We start from the raw sequence: 20,305 nt of genomic DNA, 5'->3' as shown, positions 1-20,305 counted from the left end.
CCGTTAGACTTGGCCAGGTTGCAGAGCTGAAGCACGAAACAGGATTTATGCGATCTACCTGCTTAATGGAACCGGGCGATTCGGGAGGTCCTCTTTTTGACCTAAAAGGAAGGGTGATCGGCATCCACAGTCGGATAAGTCTAAATATAGATGTAAATTTAGAAGTTCCGGTAGATCATTTCAGGAAATACTGGACCGCCTTAAAAACACCAGCGGTTCATACTGCGTTTATACCGGAAGATAAATTTAAGGTTGATAAAAAAGTAGATCAGGTGGAGCCAATTCCAGAAATGGAACAGCTTATTTCGAGCATTGAGCCGTCGCTTTCAGCTTTAAAAAACGTATTTACCGTTAAAGATTCATCGTTTAATATTAGCATTCTGGGCACCCTGGTAAATTTAAAAGGGATTGTAGCTGAGTCAGATCTAAAAGGAAAAAGCTTTTTTATTAGCAAATGCTCCATGGTAGGGCCAAACCCGAAGGTTGAAATGGCCGATGGCAATATGGTAGCAGCTCAGGTATTGAGCCGCGATGACGCAAATGACTTGGTGCTTCTTCAAATCCCTCAAGAAATTGCCGGTGGGGTAAGTTTAATCAATTTACAAATTGATTATGCATTTGATAAACTCGGTAGTATTTTAATTTCACCAAAACCGCATGTCGCAGGTGAGATAAGTGTGCTTGGGAATGTTAAGGTGCGGGTGCCAAAATCGGCGGCTTCTTATTTAGGTGTTGGGGTTAACTACAGGACTGACGACCGTGTCATTGTTGTAACCGGTTTATATCCTTTAGCGAACGAAAAGAAAAATATAAAAGCGAATGATATTGCTGCTATGGATGTGTTGAAGAAGATCAATAACCGTCCAGTATTGACAATTGATGATATTCCAGATGAATTGTCGAAATACAAAACAAATGATACAGTTACCCTTCAATATGCTAAAAAGTCAGCTGTTTTATATACTCAGAGTTTTATGCTTAGCCCCCGTAATGTAAAAACGAGTGCTCAGGAAGACAAATTTACAGATGGTAAAAGTGAGCGGCGAGATAACTTTAAGGAAGTATTGGTACATGATGGAAAGCTAAAGCCATCTGAGTGCGGAGGCCCCTTATTTGATGCAAAGGGCAACTTCTATGGCATTAACATCGCCAGGTTAAGCCGTACAAGCAGTTTAACAATTCCAGCGCCTGTTATTGTAGAATTTGTGAAAGGAATAACGCTATTTAAGAGTAAAGAGAAATAATGTGAAATGCTTACAGGTAAAACAACTAACAAACTCATGATAAGCACGCCAAAAAAAAGAAAAACCAATAAAAAAGTAGTAGTAGAAGACACAGTGCCCACGAACGGTCTGTGTGGAACGCGGGTCACCAGGGATACACCGCTTATTGAGCTGATGAGTTTGGTTGAGGGCCAGTTAATAGAGGATGAAAAGGGGCAGGTTGGCACACTATTGAATATTGAGATAAAAAGCTACAGGGTAGAAACCCATATTTATTTAAAGCTTTCCTTATATCCGAAAATGATCCTGATTATTAAGTGATAAAACGCGTATATTTAACATAACATTTCAATAAAAATACATAATTGAAGGATAAAGACTCCTGTAATTATCTTTAATGAAGTGCTTGGCTGATTTCAGGACGAGCACAAAGCCCAAGATTGGTGGCAATTTCGATGCTGTTTAGATCTTCACTTCTAAAAAATTAAATTTATGGATTCATCTAATCCTCAATTTGACCCTATCCAGTACAAAAGAACGACTTGCCACCAATGGCAGGAAACAGCAGAGGCCTGGTACCGCTGGAGTCCTACGTTAAACAAATGGCTTGGTAAAACAACCGAGAGAATGTTAGAAATGGCGGACATCACCAGTGGTCAATATGTGCTTGATATTGCTGCCGGTGCAGGGGAACAATCCATTACCACAGCAAAAAAAGTTGGTGTTACAGGGTATGTTTTAGCTACTGATATTTCTTCCAATATTCTGAGTTTTGCGAAACAAATGGCTCAGCAGGCCGGAATAAATAACATAGAAACAAAAGTAATGGATGGTGAAAACCTCACCCTTGAAGATGAAACATTTGATGCGGTGATTTCAAGAGTCGGACTTATTTATTTTCCAGATCAGCAAAAAGCGCTGAACGAAATGTTGCGGGTGCTGAAACCTGGTGGAAAAATGGCTGCTATTGTTTACTCAACTCCTGAGCGAAATAAATTCTTCTCGCTTCCTGTATCTATCATCCGTAACCGTGCCAAGCTGCCACCTCCATTACCTGGTCAGCCAGGGCCCTTTAGTTTAGGCGCTGATGGTGTTATTGAAAAAGCATTTTTACAGGCAGGTTTCAAAAATGTAATAACTGAACTTGTTGATGCTCCTTTGCTTTTTCAAACGGCAAAAGAGTGCTTGCAGTTTGAAAAAGAATCATTTGGCGCTTTGCATCAGATGATGAATGGTTTATCAGATCCCGCGAAAGCGGCTGTTTGGGAAGAAATCGAAGATGCACTTCGGGAGTTTGAAACAGAAAATGGCTTTATAGGTCCTTGCGAAATGCTTGTAGCTGTTGGAGAAAAACCTGCTACAAGATAGCGATATCCATTACCATTACTTTTTTTACCGCACATATAGGTCTGCTCGCTTTAAAATTTTGCATCTTAATAAGGATTATGCGATTGACAAAGCGGGGCGTTCACGTGGGCTGATCGCTATTTGTAATTTTTCCTGAAAGGGGTCATCTTCCCTGATGTCATATCCCGCTTGCCTCATTGTAGCAATGTGGGTTTGCTCGGTACATCCCTTCGGTACTATAGATCAATGCCGCCTGCAGGTTGTATATTCGGATGTTATTGATGGTAGCCATCAATTCCTTTCCGCGATAAAAACTAATTGGACAACTAGAGGACGGAGTTAGTGGTTAAGATAAAATTATATATTTTCCCTCACTCAATAAAAGTGGTTTAGCATTTCTTTCCTTTGCGAAGCGCAAAAAATTTTTTTCAGGATCAGGTGTTTCAAAATAATTTTCTGAAGGACGACCGTAATGTATCGGGCAAACCGATTTTGCATTTAAAAGCTTTGAAGCTACAACAGCCTGCTCGGGGTTCATCACCGCAGGTATCCCGGTATCTTCCACTTTTCCCTGGGTTAAACGAGCCGCATTTATAGGCATAAAAGCAATATCAAAAGGTCCGTATGCAATTGCAATATCCCGCCAGTAGCCATGCCATAATGTATCCCCGCAATGAATTATTTTTTTTCCACCTCCCTGCACTATCCAGGATACCTGAGGATGACCAAAACCATCTACCGCAGGTACAGGTATGGCCACCAAATCTCCCGTCCATCTCGAAACATCTATTGGCTGATATAATTTTACAGGTTGGATTCGCAAATCTCTTGTGTCCAGCCAGGGTAATACATCCTCATAACAATATAAACGGCTCCTTTTATCAAAAACTGTTTTAAGTGCAGTAGGGTCATAATGGTCAGGATGGTGATGTGTGATAAGGGCATGCTTGTATTCAGTTTCGGCAGTTAATTTCATGTCCTTTTGCTCCTCATAAGAAGTAGCATCAATATATAAAGTAGTTTCACCGAGCTCAATCTTAATGCCTGCCCAGGCAAGCCGTTGTATTTTCATAACATCATGGTTTTGCAGTGATTTATTTTCTCTATCATTCTGCTGTGATTTTAATATGACAGGCAAAGCAGTTAATGAAATAGCTGATGCCGTATATTTTAATAATTCCCTTCGTTTCATTTTATATTTTATTTATCATCTTCAAAAAGATGTTACAATGGGGTTATTGAGGCACCCATGCTTGACAGGTGCAATAAAGCAGAACGGCGAACTTCATCTGCCGAAAGTGTTCCAAGTATTTCATTGGCTATATCGCAGGCGCCTGTCGCATTAGGGTCAAGTGAAACATCAAGGTCAGCCATAATAGCTTCCCGGGCAGTGGTGGCAACACAGCCGTGCGTATAAAAACCAACAATCAATACCTCAGTCGTACCAATTCTTTTCAGCCACGCTCCAATATCGGTTCCTGTGAAGGCACCATAAACATTTTTTTTAAATTCTGTCTCAATGCCGAATCCTTCCTTGGGGCCAAATCCCGAAACATATTCGCTCCCCCATGTACCATGCATAAAGGCAGGTGATTCTGTAGGTTTGTTAAAATGCCTTACCCAGGCAATAGGACGGTTTTCCAGCCTAGCCTCTTCAACTCTTTTACTGATTACATCGATGGCGGTCAAATGGTTTGGTACAGGTCTTTTACCATCTTGAGAAAATTCGTTTTGGGCATCAATTACAATAAGTGCTTGCATAAACTTAATTTTATAAGCATAAATGTAGATTCATTCGCAGGCTTTAGCAATCCGAATCTTGCGGAGTTCATCCAGTCGCTGCTAAGGTTGAGTTTTGCTCATTTCCCATCCGATCATGATTTGTTTACGGACTTTGCCATAGTGATAATTCCCCATCGTGCCATTTTTAGAAATAATGCGGTGGCAGGGAATCAGATAAAGAATAGAATTTTTCCCAATAGCTGAAGCCACCGACCGGGTGGCGTTTGGTTGCTCTATTATTTGAGCAATTTGTTGAAATGAGCTTACAGCGCCAAACGGTATCTTAAGTAATGCTTCCCAAACTTTTATCTGAAAATCAGTTCCCTGTGTCAGTAAATTAAGTTTTTCTGGATTTGTCTTGTCTGGTTGAAATATTTTCCTGATGTATTCCTGGGTGTAATCTGGCCTGTGTATCAAAGAAGCAAACTGCCATTGCTGTGAAAATAATTCAAATTCATTTCTGCTTTTTTCTTCATCAATAAATTTTAATGTACAGATTCCTTTTTCTGAAACCGCAATAAAGCATAGACCGAATGGTGAGGCATGATAGCCATAGAAAATCTCCAGTCCTTTGCCAGATGTTTTGTATTGTTGAGGGCTAACACCTTCTATGCTTATAAATAAATCATGTACCCTTGATTGGCTTGATAAACCGGCAAGGTCGGCTGCATCAATCATGTTTTCGGTTTCACTTATCTTATTGCGGAGATAGTCTAAAGTAAGATGCTGTATGAATTTCTTTGGGCTAATGCCTACCCAATCCGTAAAAATTCGTTGAAAGTGAAAGGGGCTCATATTCACTTTCTCTGCAATTTCTTCCAGGCTAGGCTGCTCTCTAAAATTTTCAGTTAAATAACCAATAGCTTTTTCAATTCTATAATAATTTATTTCTTGATTGGTCATTATTCAAAATTAAGCATATCCTGGTAATAGACCAATCTGAATCTTGCTGAATATTAAACTGAAATAATATGAAGGCCAAGGACAGAGAGGCCCGGATATCTTTTTTCCGATCAAGATAGCTTCGATCTCAATAACCAGAGTGAGTACATCTGCAAGTTTCCTGAACGACTGCTGTTTCCATAGTTTATGACTGTATACCTTATTATTAAGTTAAAAAGGCAATGCGGATATTGATACGGTTTGGTGGCATTTCGGTATTTATCACCTAAACCTGGATGACGTTTTAAAGTTGCCGACCACCAGTATTGAAGGCTTGTTGATAATGTTTGGATATATGTATGTACATAATTATTATATTTGGGTTATTACGATATAAAGTCCTGTAATCTAAACTGAGCTATGCTGCATTCTGCAATTTTCCAAAAAAGGATTTAAAATAGAAAGGAGAAGATATATGGTAATGCTCAAATGTTTTTAACAAATCTCATTGTTTTTTACAGATAACCAGTTCGAAGGACCTAATAAATATAAATATTATAAATGATTCAACTTTTACAAAACAATAATATTATTAAAATGCACAAAATCAAGTTTACACCTGCAACTTTTTTCAGGATAATTTTAGATAAAATCCAATCTGGGACTAAGTTATTTGTCCTCATAATCTTTTTAGGTTTTATCTCCATATCTCACGTACAAAGCCAGAATATACAGCAGAATGGCGGGGTAAATGAAAATGATCAAAGTGCAATGAGCATCAAGCTTCCCGATAGCAAACTATATAGAAAAGAACAGGAACGGATATACAGATTAATTGAAGGACAGGCCCATCATTTACGGGGATTGCTTTATCCATGGAAAAATGATCCATCCATGTTACTGATTACAAAAAGTGGATCAGGAGAACATCACATCAGGCCTAATACTACTTTTGCTGCCGACCTGGCATTTCTTTACAGGTTTGGTGATTTTGATGCAAAAGTGGTGGGGACTTCCCGGGAGCTGCTACTGTCCAAAGAACTGATCCCTCYGCTCCGCTACCTAGCGCGGACACATCTTACTGGTGATCTTAAAACAGATGACGGGAAATCATGGGGCGATGCATGGCAATCGGCACATTGGGCAGCTACATTGGGCAATGCGGCATGGTGGAGCTGGAGTGGGCTCCCTGTGGATATAAAGAAAGGAGTCTGCCGCGTCGTGGCACATGAAGCGGATAGAATAGAGAAAACAGTCCCGCCGCACCAGATCAAATTAGATAGCAAATCCGAAGAAAATGCATGGAATAGCCAGGTGCTTTCAGCAGCAATTTTATTGATGCCCGATGATCCGCGCCGCCTGCAATGGGAATCGGCTGTGAAAAAGTGGAGCCTTTCATCATATTTGCGGCAATCTGATGCTGCTTCGGCAAATCTTGTCGACAATATTCCCATTTCTCAGCAATTTACAGGGGCCAATATTTACAATGATTTCAGCCTGGAGAACCATGATATTGTTCACCCCGATTATATGGGCGCCTGGATTATGAATGCTGGCAATGATCTGGATTTCCTTTTGACCGGACGAAAAACATATGAAGCATTTTTGTACAATCTTAATCATGTTTACGATATGCAGAAAAGATTTTTGTTACCTGATGGTGGTTATTGCTACCCCAATGGTCAGGACTGGGCACTTTTTAGAAATGCAGACTGGATAACTTGTCATGCAACTGCTGTGGCCCGTTTTAACGACCCTGAGGCATTGTACCACCTGCATGATGGTATTGCCACTGCAGAAAAAATGCAGGCCCGGAATCCAGATGGAGCGATTTATGCACCTGGAGRGAATTTTTTTCCATCTTCACAACCACATCTGGGATATTGGCTGACACAGGCGTGGCTTGTTCTGCATTTTGCAAAAAAAGAGCTGGTTGAAACGACTCCTGTCGCCGGGATAAATTATCTTCAGGATGGAAAAATAATTCTACGTCGGGACAGTAAATCCATTCAGACCGTTTCGTGGGGCGAAATGATTATGATACAGATGATGCCAATGGCTAAAGACCATGTTATTTCTCCAGACCAGAGAAATGGCATAGGCAGAGTAGTTGTAAAAAATTCGAAAGATAAAGATTCTACACTGGCAGTTACTTTAAAGCAAATAGAGGTGAAGCCGAACAAAAATGGTTTTTCGGTAAAAATGGTACTGCGCCACGGTGATCTGATCCAAAGTGATATTAGCTGCGAAACAAATGCCAATGGAAGCCTTACAATAAAGGAAGTGCTTACTGCACTAAAGCCGTGTAATACAAGTGCTATTGAGACATTGAGTTTTGGCATTTTAAATAATACCAACTGGGTGTACGAAACAGGGAAAAGAAATCTTAGGATCGGAGATAAGTCTTTTGTAGCCAAAGCAGCTAGCGGTTTAGAATATTCACTCAGTGCAGCAGCAGCTTCAGTAGATAATATGCTTTTTGAAATGGACAGACCAGCGGTTATCTCCTATAAAGGAGCAAAACAGGTCGAACGTTCACGTTTCACAGACATGCTGGTGTTAAACTCGATCGATAAAGAACATGAATGGAAAAATGGCGAACTGATATCTGATCGTCAGCTAACAATAGCTGTGCAGGCAAAATAGTCCTCTTTTTGCACAGATGCTGGCTGAATACAGGAAAGGATGAAAAGTGGGTGATCGCGATCGGTCTTCAGCCAATGAACAGGGTGGTAATTATATGAACTTAAATAGTTGATTATTAGTTGCTTGAGGAAAAAATAAAAAATATTTAAAAAAAATAAATGCTGATGAAAAAAAATGCCTTAATAATTTTTGCTTTGTTCGCGGTGACAAATGCGTTTGCCCGCAAACCACTGGATTTCAGTGCGGCTCATTTAAACGGTAATGCCTGGTGCCAGTTTTTAGATCCACAGGCGATTAACGGGGAAGTCGAACAACCTTCTCCAGACTTAACAAAACAGTCCATCAATGAAATAATGACCCGTGTTGCGCATTGGCAGATGAAAGAAACCCAGGGAAGGGAAGCTGCCGATTGGACATTTGGTGCGCTTTATGCCGGGATGGTTGAATATGCGAAATCAACAAATGATACAGCATGTTTTAACTGGCTTAAATCGGTAGGTACGAAATTAAAATGGACACAAAAACTGGAAGCGGACCYGAGTCTGCGYTRCCAMGCTGAYGATTATGSGGTTGGYMTGATGTATACCGAAATGTTCCGTRTTTATAAAGATAAAAAAATGTACACTCCAATGGGACGTTATTTCGATTTCATTTTGAAACATCCTTCAAAGCGGAATCTGAAATATACTTTCGAACCGGGCAATTATGGTACTGAGCGATGGAGCTGGTGTGACGCCCTGTTTATGGGGCCGACCGTATGGGCAAAAATGGCAAATATTACCGGCAAAGAAGAATACCTTAAATTTATGGACAAGGAGTACCGGCTTAGCTATAAGTATCTCTACAGCAAAGAAAATCATTTGTTTTTCAGGGACGATTCCTATTTTAAAAAGAAAGAAAAAAACGGTCAGCCGGTATTTTGGGGCCGGGGAAACGGTTGGGTTCTGGCTGGCTTGCCCATCATTATCCAGGAGCTTCCGGCCGATTTCAAAAACAAGAAGTTCTATGAAAAATTATTCGTAGAAATGGCAGAAAAAATAGCTGTCCTGCAGGATGAAAAAGGTTTTTGGCATGCCAGCTTATTGGATCCGGACAGTTACCCAAGCCCTGAAATGAGTTGTACGGGCTTTTATACCTACGCTTTGGCATGGGGTATCAATCATGGTTATTTGGATAAGGTTAAATATCAACCGATAGTTGAAAAAGGTTGGCACTCAATGGTGAAATCAGTGTTTCCAAACGGCAAGCTGGGATGGGTGCAGCCTGTAGGTGGCGATCCACAGAAAGTAACCGAAAACATGACTGCCGTTTATGGGGTAGGTGCATTTTTGCTTGCCGGTACCGAGTTAAGGAAACTGGTAGAGCACCAATGATTCTTGCGCTTAACCCTAGCAGCAACAACTCTAAAAACAATATGCTGGGTAAAGCAATCTAAACCGATAATTGTCTGGATTTAGGCTAATGGTACAAAGATTACATAGAGCGGGTTTRACAGTGAATCCGCTCTATGTTTTTAAGTGGATTATCTCAGTTTGTTATCGTGAGCTTTCTGTGGTATAAACAAAACTATCGGCCTTATAATGACCTATATTATATTCAATGGGCCTTCCTCCCTGATCAAATACAAATCTTTTACGGGAAAGAATAGGGCTACCAATGGCTACTTTTAACTTTTGAGCAATAAATGCATCAGCAGATCTCGCACTGATCTCCTCTTTAGAAAGCGTAGCAACTATCAGGTGATCTTTTTCCAGCATTTCATAAAGGGGGGCTTTAAAGTCCTCGTCGCCAGTTAATCCGACGCGGGGATGAAAATAAGATACGAAATATACAAAAGGTTCTTCCGGCCTTCCGCGGACCTTTTCCATTTTTAATACTTTCTGATCGGTTTTGATGTCGAAAAAGTTGGCTATCACCTCATCAGGGTTAGTCCAGGTAATGTGAAGTTCAAAATTCCGGATGGGAATTCCCCTTAACGCCATTTCCTGTGAGAAGCTTAACCAGTTATTTGATTTGGAGCTAACAATAGAATTTGCAACTTTAGTACCCATTCTTTTTTTTCGTACCAAAATCCCCTCAAAGACCAGTTTCCCTATTGCCTGTCTGAGTGTACTTCGTGAAATTGCAAGCATTTTCGCCAGTTCAATTTCATTGGGCAGGGTTTTTCCATTTTTGTATTCTTCCTCCTCGGTCAGTTTTCTCAGCAGCATTTCTGCCTGCGCATGTAATGGGATCAGGCTATTATGATCTATAGCGTACTTCATTATCTAAATATTATTCGCAATGTTAAGCATTTTTGCACATAAGTTAATTTATATGGACATATTTTGGCAATTGTATTCAAATTTTTCAAAATAGATCTTCAGCGGGTATGAAGCAATATCTGATATTGTTTCATGTAGATACATAATATGCCTTCATAGAAGGTAATTGATTTGTAAAAATGCTATTTTAGCTATATGTTTATACAATACAACATATTTGTCATCCTTAATCATTTATAAGCCTTACTGAAAAACTTGTAACAATCTAAAATAGCATTATGAAAGAGCTAAAATTAATTTTCTTTTTGTTTATCAGCACAACGGTTTTTGGACAGAGTAAGCAACCAGATGCCACTTATATAAATCCGAAGGTCAAAGAGATCATTGTCATATTCAAAACGCATTTTGATATTGGTTATACCCATCGGGTAAAAGATATTGTACAGTATTACCGTACAGATATGATAGACAAAGCCTTGGATTTAATGGATAAAACCAAGGATTTACCAAAAGAGCAACAATTTGCATGGACGGCACCCGCCTGGGTAATGGCTAAGGTACTCGAAGATTGGCCTGGTCAAACTCCCGAACGCCGTAAGCGACTGGAAGAAGCTTTTAAAACCGGACGTTTTGTAAGCCACGCGATGCCTTTCTCCGTACAGTCGCAAATTCTATTCCCTGAAGATGTTGCAAGAGCTTTTGAACCTTCATCCTTCGTTTCCAGAAAATACGGTCTACCGTTACCCCGAGGCGCAAAAATGACTGATGTGCCTTCTCAGGCAGGCGTTTTGGCTACCGGACTGGCAAAAGGAGGCGTGAAATTTATGCACATAGGCGGTAATTGGCCTAGTGGTGGTGTGAAATATCCTTCCCTTTTTTGGTGGGAAGGCCCCGATGGAAGCCGTATTTTGACATATTATACACCTGATTACGGAACAACAACAGGGTTAGGTTGGCCTGTACAATGGTCTATTGGCGATAAGGGAGTTGGTAGGAACTTGATTCCTCCTGCTGACTGGCCTTATAAAGTATGGCCTGCTATTTTTGTTACCATGGACAATTCTGGCCCTCCTAAGGCCAGCGAAGTAAAAGCATTATTTGATGAAGCGGCCAAAAAGATGCCAGGAGTAAAGGTAAGGGTTGGACGCTTGGAAGATTTTGCGGATGCCATTTTACCTACAAATCCTAAATTGCCTATAAAACCCTTGTTGGCAACGAATCTGACTGTTCTTGCTAAAAGTGTAAATCTAGAAGGCAAACGTTTTGTAGTGTATAATCCGCTTCCATATAGCAGATCTGAATGGGTGGAATTAGGGGACAGACACCAATTTCTCTATGCTAAGGATATCCCAGCTAGTGGTTATAAAACCTTTACAGAAAAAGATTTGATAGGAAACACTTTAACGAGCTCAAGTAGCAATTCAATAGAAAATAAGTACTTTACGGTTAAATTTGATCCTGCCCGTGGTATTATTTCCTCATTGATTGACAAACGCACAGGAAGAGAATGGGTGGACAGTATGGCCGAACAAGGCCTTGGTCAGTATATGAATGAGCGTTTTACTTTAGAACAAACCGAAAAGTATGTAATCGACTATCAACAGGGTCGAGCAGTGGATATTTTCAATACAAAAGGGGTATGGAAGCATCCTGGCTTGTACAAGCCGGGAATGATTTCTGAAAAAGAGGTTCCATACCGGGCGGCATTATCCAAAAATGGCAACTTAAAAATTACTCGAGATGGCTATCAGCAAATTGCCATCATAGACATGCCAGCAGATACAGCGAATCATTTTCCTGCTTCTTCTTTAAGGGTAAGCCTGCAAGACGACAGGCCATTTTTAGATATGGAAATTACCATCAAGGACAAAGCAAAAGATAATTGGCCAGAAGCAGACTGGTTCTGTTTTCCATTTAAAGTCAATTCGCCTAAATTTACGGTAGGCCGTTCTCTGGGGATGATGGATCCTTCCAAAGATATTATAGAAGGATCTGATAAAGATATATATGCTGTGGGAACCGGAGTTACGATGACTGATAAAGATGGATCCGGTATTGCTTTTTCGCCTTTTGATCATTCCCTTGTGAGTTTGGACAGACCAGGGATCTGGCAGTTTTCATTAGATTTTGTGCCTAAAAGACCGATCATCTATCTTAATCTTTACAATAATCAATGGAATACAAATTATCGTTATTGGTATCCTGGGACTTGGAGTTCAAAAGTTAGAATTTGGACGTTTGATAAAAACAGTACGGTAGAATCGGGCTTGGTTACACCCTCTCTCGAGGCCCGTACTCCTTTATTGATCGCTGAAGCCGAAGGTAAGGCAGGTAATCTTCCTATTGAACAAGCCGGGGTTTCTATTTCAAGAAAGGGGATACAGGTTACTGCCTTTCGCCATGATAGTCCTGATAATCCTGTTTTTGCATCAGATAAAACCAATTCAAAGTCAACCCTGCTGCGTTTGTGGGAGCAAGGAGGTGTTTCAGGAAATGTCACGGTTACATTACCTAAAGGAACAGTTTATACTAAAGCAATCACAGTTAACCTTCGAGGTGAGGTAACAGGGAAACAATTTACTATTTCTAACAATAAATTGACTTTTTCACTGAATGCATATGCACCGGTGAGTTTTATTTTGATGTAATGACTCAAGAAAATACCGTTATGAAAAAAATACAGATTGGCACATTTTGTTTACTGATGCTTTGTGCGCTATCAATGTATGCAGGGCCAGGGAGTATTGCGAGCAAGGCAAAAGTGACTGCTTCCTCTGAACTTGATACAAAGAACAGGGCAACTAATGTTATTGATGGAATTATTAGGACCGACGGTGTTGGTGAATGGGCATCAAAAAGCGAGGTGGTATTTTGGGGAGGTATTGATTATCCCTGGATACAATTGGATTGGGAAAGACCACAGGTCATCAACAAAATTATTCTRTATGATCGGGCAACACTGGCTGCGCATACTGGTGGGGGTATTTTAATTTTTAGTGACGGAACCAGGATACCTGTTTTTGCATTAGCGAATAATGGTGCACCGAAGGTAATTGATTTTACCGAGCGAACAATCAGTTGGGTACGTTTTGAAACAACAGATGGCGATGGAGCTCATTTAGGCTTGTCGGAGATTGAGGTTTTTCCTTCCAAAGTACAGTGTGCCGATCCAGTTTCTTGGGTTGATCCCTATATTGAGACCACTAGAGGACGTTATTTTTACTTTGTAACGGGAAGCCAGCCCTTTGGGATGATCAGTGCGGCACCATTAACCCGCAATAAAAATCAATTTGGTGGCGGGTATAATTACAATTCAACAGAAATACTGGGATTTCCTCAAATTCATTGCTGGATGCTTTCTGGGATTACGCTGATGCCAACAACAGGTACAATTGCCCCCAATAAAGGAGAGCAAGGCTGGAAATCAAAGTTTTCTCATGAAAGTGAAATCGTTCAGCCAGGTTATCATCGTCTATATCTCGATGATTACGATATGTGGGTAGAGCAAACGGCGGGCGACAGGGTAAGTTTTTATCGTTATACGTATACAAAAGATGAGCTAACCAATATTTTAGTGAACTTGGGTGGCTATTTGGGCGAAACGACAATGACTGATGCACGGGTAGAAAAAATAAGCAATACTCGTATCGAAGGCTCGGTTAATACAACTGGAAGGTTGTGGGGAGGACCAGAAAACGTTCGGATTTATTTTGCAATAGACTTCGAAAAACCGTTTGCAAAGCTAAACAGCTGGGATGGAAAGCATGAATTATCAGATATAAGAACATTGAAAGGTAGTCCGGAAAAAACAGCTCGAAATAGTGGAATGAGCTATTTTGATGCAGCTACTACTGGAGTATCCGCTCAGTATAATGTAAAAGCCGGAGAATCTATTCAGTTAAAAGTTGCGGTTTCTTATACAAGTATTGAAAATGCACGGAAGAATTTAACATCAGAAAGCAACCATTGGAGTTTTGATAAACTTCGTGAAAATTCTCAAAAGGAGTGGAACGAAATGTTAGGGCGGATTGCTGTAAAAGGCGGTAGTGCTAATCAAAAAACAAAATTATACACAGACCTGTGGCATGCCTTGCTCGGCCGTCATAAGCTGGATGATGTATCAGGTGATTATCCTGATAATACAGAGGGGCAACGAGTAGGAAATGCTACGGTGAATTTGAATTTTAAAGTACGGGCATTGCCAAAAGATAAGGATGGTAAAGTGAAGTTTCATATGTACAATTCTGATGCATTTTGGTTAACGCAATGGAATTTGAATGTATTGTGGGGATTAGCCTGGCCAGAAGTAGCCGATGACTTTTCTGCATGTTTGGTGCAATATGCCGAAAACGGTAGGTTACTTCCACGGGGGCCGAATGCAGGAGGCTATTCCTATATTATGACAGGGTGTCCGGCAACAAACCTGATCACCTCTGCCTATCAGAAAGGTATTTTAACAAAGAAAAGTCCTTTAACGGCTTATCAAATGATGAAACAAAATCACGAAATAGGAGGAATGATGGGGGGTGATAAAGAAATGGATTTTTACATCAAGAACGGATATTACCCATCAAATGCCGGAATTACGCTTGAAATAACTTTTCAGGATTGGGCTTTGGCACAGATGGCAAAAAAAATGGGGAATGAGAAAGATTATAATTATTTCTTCAACCGTTCTCAGGGCTGGACAAAACTTTTCGACCCTGCGCAAAAACTGATCTTTCCGAAAAATAAAGAAGGAGAGTGGACACATCGAGACCCTTTAAGCGGAAAAGGTTGGGTTGAGGCCAATGCCTGGCAGGCAACGTGGTCTGTTTCTCATGGAATTGATCAATTGGCAAAGTTGATGGGAGGAGTGGATACGTTATGTAAAAAGTTGAACTTTGCATTCGAAAAAGCACAAAGTCAGGATTTCGTATTTGGATACGGGGCAGGATATGTAAGTTATGCCAATCAACCGGGTTGTTCGAACGCACATGTCTTTAATTATGCAGGCCGCCCGGATTTGAGCCAGTATTGGGTACGGAAAGTAAGTGAGCAGGCCTATGGTGGCGTTACCCCTGATAAGGGATATGGCGGGCATGACGAAGATCAGGGGCAAATGGGAGGAGTTAGTGTCTTAATGGCCATCGGCTTATTTAATATTAACGGAACTTGTTCAATTGATCCGGTATATGATATTACAAGTCCGGTATTTGATGAAGTGACCATTAAGCTCAATCCTAATTACTATCCAGGAAAGGAATTCATTATTAAAACGAATAACAATTCAAAAGAGAATTACTACATAAAAAAAGCTTCCCTGAACGGAAAAAAACACGATGCCTTTACTTTTTCCCATGCTGATTTTGCCAAGGGAGGGGTGCTAGAATTATGGTTAGGAGCCAAACCCAATGCTTCATGGGGTAAAATGAGCGCGAAAAAATAACTTATAAAAGATAATTGGTAATAGCAGAAAGACTTGATCAGGCAATCGGTCCAAATTTGCTGCTACAAATTCCTGCAACATCAGCAGATAGAAAGTACGTGCAATGGCGTAGCCGGTTTGTATGGATGAACTTCATTACAACGCATGATAGCTTCATTACCGTTAAAATAGATTATACAGATGATACGATTTAAGAAATCCCTTACACTACTCTTTTTTTCTTTAGCAGGAGTGCTTGGTGCAAAAGCCCAGAATTACGATCCGAAATCAACGCTTCCGGATACTGAAAAGAAAAAGAGAATTGAAATTGGAAAAATAAACCTCAAAAAGCCAGTAATCGAAAACGTTATCATTGTTTATAAAACACATTTTGATATAGGTTATTCCGAAACCGTGCAACAGGTTGTACATGACTATCGTACTTCAATGGCCGATAAAGTACTTGATGCCATCGATAAAAATAGGATGCAACCTAAAGATAAACAGTTTGTTTGGACGGTTTCGGGCTGGCCAATGAAACAAATTCTTTGGGATGGGCAAGCCCCAGATCGCAAGGCGAAAATTGAGAAAGCAATTGCTGATGGTAACCTAGCTGTTCATGCACTTCCTTTTTCAATGCATATAGAAAGTTCGGCTCCAGAAGATTTGGTTCGAGGGCTTTCTATCTCTTCAAATTTAGCACGCAAGTATAAGCGTCCACTTTCTATCAGTGCTAAAATGAGCGATGTACCGGGCTATTCTTGGTTTATTCCAACGTTGCTTACCAATGCTGGTGTTAAATTTTATCATATGGGCGGACCAGCTGTAAATATCGATTATGGACTACCACTTTTCTTTTGGTGGGAAGGGCCTGATAAATCTCGACTGCTGACACTCTATAATAATGGATACGGAACAGATATGCTCCCTCCTGCCAACTGGCCTCATAAAACATGGATGTATATTAGTATGACCGGCGACAATCAAGGACCACCAGCTCCAGAAACGATTGCGAAAGACCTGGCTTATTTTAAAGCGCAGGGAATAAATGCAAAAGTTGGAACAATGGATGACTTTGCAACAACGATATTGAAAGAAGATTTAAGCAAACTGCCTGTTGTGCGTAGTGATATGGGAGATGTGTGGATTCATGGTACAATGGGCATGCCTGAGGCTACAAAACTTGCCCAAAATGTAAGGCCATCCATTCAAGCACTGGATGAGCTTTCTACACTCGGAAGAATTTGGGGTATCCACATTCCAAGTCAAAAAGATAAGCTTGCTGAAGCGTATGAGCAGAGCTTAATGTATAGCGAACATACATGGGGCTTAGCTAATCAGCACTATATTAAAACACCTTACGGAAAAGCATGGGACGATTTATGGGCTCAGGGCTTGCCACCTCAATTCAAATTGATGGAAGATTCGTGGAAAGATAAAGCAAATTATATTGACAATGTTGAGCGATTAGTAGTTCAGCCTTATCGTGATGTCGTGCAATCACTGGCCGACAATGTTAAAACTACTGAAAATCGTTTAGTGGTTTATAACCCATTGCCCTGGAAACGTGATGGCGAAATCGAAGTTGATACGCGGTTAATATTTGGGAATAATTTTGTTTCCTTGAAACCCCTTGATGGAGGCTCAGCTATTTTGGTTAACCACGAATATCCGGCCATCGAAGATGGAGCCCCCATGTCCCGTTTAGTGGTAAAGGATATCCCGCCGATGGGTTACCGTACATACATCGTTTCCAACGAAAAAGTTGAGGGTCCAAAAATGTCGACCGACCTAAAATCGGGCCTTATCGAAAGTCCTTTCTTTAAAGCGGTTATCGACGCAAAGAGAGGTAGAATTACCAGTTTAATTGACAAAAGATCAGGGAGAGAACTCGTTGATGTCGATGCCCCTCAGGGTTTTGGTCAATATTTTTACGAAAGATTTGGGTATCAAGAGTTGTCTAATTGGATCGACAAATCGCTGTATCCAAAATATATGGCACACCGGTTTACTTTTGTTGCGTATGATATGCCAAAAGATGCGGTTTATAGTTCGGCACTTCCAGCAGATATGACTTTAACGGTAGAGCAATCGGCAATTGATGTAAAAGCCGTGCTAATGGGAACTATATCCGGGCCTGGTCAGTCTCAAAAAGTTTCTATCTCGTTAATCCTTTCTGGATATACCCCGACAGCCGATTTGGAATTGAGTTGGCAGAAACAACCTGATTCATGGCCAGAAACCGCATGGATGTGTCTTCCTTTTAAAGTAGATAACCCTAAGTTTCGTCTGGGCCGTTTAGGTGCAGATGTAGATCCGGTTAAGGATATGACGATAGACAATGCGAATTATCACCTTTGGTGGGTTAATAATGGTGTAGCTATTTATGATAGTGCAACTGGAAATGRTGTAGGCATTAGCTCGCCAGATGCACCTTTGGTAAGTTTGGGCGAACCTGGTGAATATAAATTTGATAAACGATATGAAGCAAAAAAACCGTATGCCTATATCAATCTTTATAACAACCATTGGCGTACAAATTTCCCAGCATGGATTGGTAATGGACAGCGAATGAGTGTCCGTGTACGTTTATGGTCATTTACCAATTTCAATAGTGAAAGTTCGCTTTATACGCCTGCTGTAGAGAAACAAGTGCCATTGCAGGTGGGGCTTTCAAAGCTAAAAACAGGTAAGTTACCGGTTACACAAAGTGGTATATCGCTTTCACGCAAAGGCGTGGCTGTTTCCGCATTTGGTGCTAATCCAGATGGGGAAGGCACAATTTTACGTGTTTGGGAGCAGGGGGGGACAACGGGTAAACTTGAAGTTACCCTGCCTAAAGACGCTAAGTATACGCTTGCGCAACCGGTTAATCTGAGAGGAGAAAACAAGGGACAGCCAATTTCTATCCTGGATAATAAATTATCATTTAATTTAGGTGCTTATGCGCCGGCTAGTTTTTTATTAAAGGAGAAATAGTTTAACAGCCAAATGAAGAAAATAGTAGTATCGTCATTTATTGCCCTGCCCCTATTTCAAAATGTGCAAGCAATAATTGCTGCTGTTTAGACAATTCTTCCCCCCTATATAAACTGATCTTTACCCCTTAATAGCCTGGTTCGCTACTTAAATTTGATGACAGTAGTCTATTTAAAAATTACAGTAAAACCAAATTTAAACCAAGTGTAGATATGAGAAATTTTATTCTTTTTTGGATGTGCGGGATCGGTGGATCGGCATTTCTTTTCCTGAACAACACATTCGATAATGAACCAAGCTTAGCATTCTTTTATGCCATGATGGTATTGTTAATCAGGTTTGCCTTTAATAGGCTTAAGCAGATTAACCAGGTGCAAACTGCCAGACAGCGCGTTCAACCTGAAAGACAGAAATTCGGTAAATAACTATACGCAAGGTGAGCATAACAGATAACCTAATCATCCCTTTAATAGCCTATACACCCGGGATTGAGGAACTTTCTTTAATTGGCAAAAGTTTGGATGCGCTTATTAAAGAGGCCATCCGGTATTCGCTTTGGCGGGATGTGGCAGAACCTCCCTTGGTACGTTTTGCTATCGGGCATAGTCGTGACAGGATTTTTCTAAAGTATTATGTAAGAGAAAAACATATAGCCGCCCTTTATAGCCAGATTAACGAACCCGTGTATAAAGATAGTTGTGTAGAATTTTTTATCGGTTTTGGTGACGTTCCGGATTACTATAACCTGGAGTTTAATTGCACGGGTACCGTGCTGGGACAGTATGGTGCCAGTAAAATAGGTAGGCATTTTCTCGATCCACAGTTACTGGCCCTAATCAGTACCCAGACTGAGGTGAAATTTAACCACAACGACCAGTTATTTGAATGGGAACTCACCATAGCCATTCCGGCCACAGTATTTGAATTTCATGTAATAGAAGATTTTGAAGGGATGGATTGCTATCTCAATTTTTTCAAGTGCGGTGATGATTTACCAGAGCCTCATTACCTGGCCTGGAGCGAAATTCATAACGCTGATCCCAATTTTCATCTGCCCCAATATTTTAAAAAAAGCCGGTTCGAAGATGTGGAGGTACTAAACCCGATAGGAAAATCAGCTCGTCTATCAGGAATCGTTTGAAGCACCTGGCCAGTCCCCCTGGAAATCGGGTGTTATCAGCTGGTATGCCAATGAGTATGCTGCTGGCGGTTTCTCTTTAAGTCAGCTTATGCATTCTTCCCTAGAAAAACTACGCTTAACATTAAGTTTGGAACAAATAGTGCAGAACTTCTGCTTAAACCGAACTCACATTACTTAAACAGGCGAAATGATTGGGTTTTGCAGATAGAAAGCAACAAAAAAAGTGATTATTTACGATGTAACAATGCTTTAGAGTACATCGAAATACCATTTAACCTGAGTTCGATAATTATTTGCTGAAAATCACATCTTATGTACGTCTAATCCCGCTTTATCGTCCTGCTGAATTTATTTCAGCATCTTTTTAGCGTGAAAGACCCTGAAATAAATTCAGGGTGACGACCGCCTTAACWGAAAACTTGATTMAAAYGTCACAAAGTGAGATTTAATAATCGAACTCAGGTATTTAATTTATTCAAACCTTTTGTGTTTTTGTGTATTTTTTTGGAATTGAAAAATTGGTAATCTGGTTTTGCCGTTTATAGCCAGTCTTGTCTGAACTTAATTTTCTATTTTTTTCTTCTGTAATTTTCACAGGTTTCCTTCAATTGTTCTAGGTAAAAGCATTTAGTGA

At 40.4% G+C, this 20,305-nt stretch carries 14 protein-coding genes; 10 read left to right on the top strand and 4 right to left on the bottom strand.

Annotated elements, in window-relative coordinates; translation table 11 throughout:
* The 3 genes from AC1DND_RS07260 to AC1DND_RS07250 form a co-directional block, all read left to right on the top strand.
* Positions 1-1,244 (top strand): hypothetical protein (locus AC1DND_RS07260; RefSeq protein WP_477580342.1); only part of this gene is annotated, 1,244 nt, incomplete at its 5' end.
* A 36-nt stretch (positions 1,245-1,280) separates the two neighbouring features.
* Entirely contained in the window at positions 1,281-1,544 is a 264-nt protein-coding gene (locus AC1DND_RS07255) for a hypothetical protein (protein ID WP_477580340.1), read from the top strand.
* Positions 1,545-1,715: 171 nt separating this feature from the next.
* Positions 1,716-2,591 carry a class I SAM-dependent methyltransferase gene (locus AC1DND_RS07250; protein WP_477580339.1) on the top strand — a complete coding sequence of 292 codons (876 nt, stop codon included), beginning with the start codon at positions 1,716-1,718 and terminating at the stop codon, positions 2,589-2,591.
* Positions 2,592-2,916: 325 nt separating this feature from the next.
* Here AC1DND_RS07250 and AC1DND_RS07245 read toward each other — a convergent pair whose 3' ends face one another.
* The 3 genes from AC1DND_RS07245 to AC1DND_RS07235 all read right to left on the bottom strand — a co-directional run bounded on the left by AC1DND_RS07245 (position 2,917) and on the right by AC1DND_RS07235 (position 5,255).
* Entirely contained in the window at positions 2,917-3,762 is an 846-nt protein-coding gene (locus AC1DND_RS07245; protein WP_477580338.1) for an MBL fold metallo-hydrolase, read from the bottom strand.
* Between the two features lie 32 nt (positions 3,763-3,794).
* The gene (locus AC1DND_RS07240; RefSeq protein ID WP_477580337.1) at positions 3,795-4,331 is read right to left on the bottom strand and encodes a cysteine hydrolase family protein; all 537 of its coding nucleotides are present in this window, start codon (positions 4,329-4,331) and stop codon (positions 3,795-3,797) included.
* 81 nt (positions 4,332-4,412) lie between these two features.
* Complete coding sequence (locus AC1DND_RS07235; RefSeq protein ID WP_477580335.1) at positions 4,413-5,255, bottom strand: methylated-DNA--[protein]-cysteine S-methyltransferase; 843 nt, start codon at positions 5,253-5,255, stop codon at positions 4,413-4,415.
* 540 nt (positions 5,256-5,795) lie between these two features.
* Here AC1DND_RS07235 and AC1DND_RS07230 point away from each other — a divergent pair.
* Together AC1DND_RS07230 and AC1DND_RS07225 are read left to right on the top strand one after the other, a co-directional pair.
* Complete coding sequence (locus tag AC1DND_RS07230; RefSeq protein WP_477580333.1) at positions 5,796-7,880, top strand: hypothetical protein; 2,085 nt, start codon at positions 5,796-5,798, stop codon at positions 7,878-7,880.
* A gap of 164 nt (positions 7,881-8,044) precedes the next feature.
* Positions 8,045-9,253 (top strand): glycoside hydrolase family 88/105 protein, encoded by a 1,209-nt coding sequence (locus AC1DND_RS07225; RefSeq protein ID WP_477580332.1) that lies wholly within the window; start codon positions 8,045-8,047, stop codon positions 9,251-9,253.
* Positions 9,254-9,415: 162 nt separating this feature from the next.
* Here AC1DND_RS07225 and AC1DND_RS07220 read toward each other — a convergent pair whose 3' ends face one another.
* Entirely contained in the window at positions 9,416-10,144 is a 729-nt protein-coding gene (locus AC1DND_RS07220) for a GntR family transcriptional regulator (RefSeq protein WP_477580330.1), read from the bottom strand.
* Between the two features lie 278 nt (positions 10,145-10,422).
* Here AC1DND_RS07220 and AC1DND_RS07215 point away from each other — a divergent pair, with 278 nt between their 5' ends.
* From AC1DND_RS07215 to AC1DND_RS07195, 5 genes are all read left to right on the top strand, one after another.
* Positions 10,423-12,792 (top strand): glycoside hydrolase family 38 N-terminal domain-containing protein, encoded by a 2,370-nt coding sequence (locus tag AC1DND_RS07215; protein ID WP_477580328.1) that lies wholly within the window; start codon positions 10,423-10,425, stop codon positions 12,790-12,792.
* A gap of 20 nt (positions 12,793-12,812) precedes the next feature.
* Positions 12,813-15,572 carry a GH92 family glycosyl hydrolase gene (locus tag AC1DND_RS07210; protein ID WP_477580326.1) on the top strand — a complete coding sequence of 920 codons (2,760 nt, stop codon included), beginning with the start codon at positions 12,813-12,815 and terminating at the stop codon, positions 15,570-15,572.
* Positions 15,573-15,752: 180 nt separating this feature from the next.
* Positions 15,753-18,530 (top strand): glycoside hydrolase family 38 N-terminal domain-containing protein, encoded by a 2,778-nt coding sequence (locus AC1DND_RS07205; protein ID WP_477580324.1) that lies wholly within the window; start codon positions 15,753-15,755, stop codon positions 18,528-18,530.
* A gap of 212 nt (positions 18,531-18,742) precedes the next feature.
* On the top strand, positions 18,743-18,955 hold the full coding sequence (locus tag AC1DND_RS07200) for a hypothetical protein (protein WP_477580322.1): 213 nt from the start codon (positions 18,743-18,745) through the stop codon (positions 18,953-18,955).
* Positions 18,956-18,966: 11 nt separating this feature from the next.
* The gene (locus AC1DND_RS07195) at positions 18,967-19,671 is read left to right on the top strand and encodes a carbohydrate-binding family 9-like protein (RefSeq protein WP_477580320.1); all 705 of its coding nucleotides are present in this window, start codon (positions 18,967-18,969) and stop codon (positions 19,669-19,671) included.
* The last annotated feature ends 634 nt before the right edge of the window (positions 19,672-20,305 follow it).

Source organism: Pedobacter sp. 01N416 (assembly GCF_056399685.1).
Note: the sequence above shows the minus strand (reverse complement) of the source record. Positions and strands in the feature narration are given on the sequence as shown.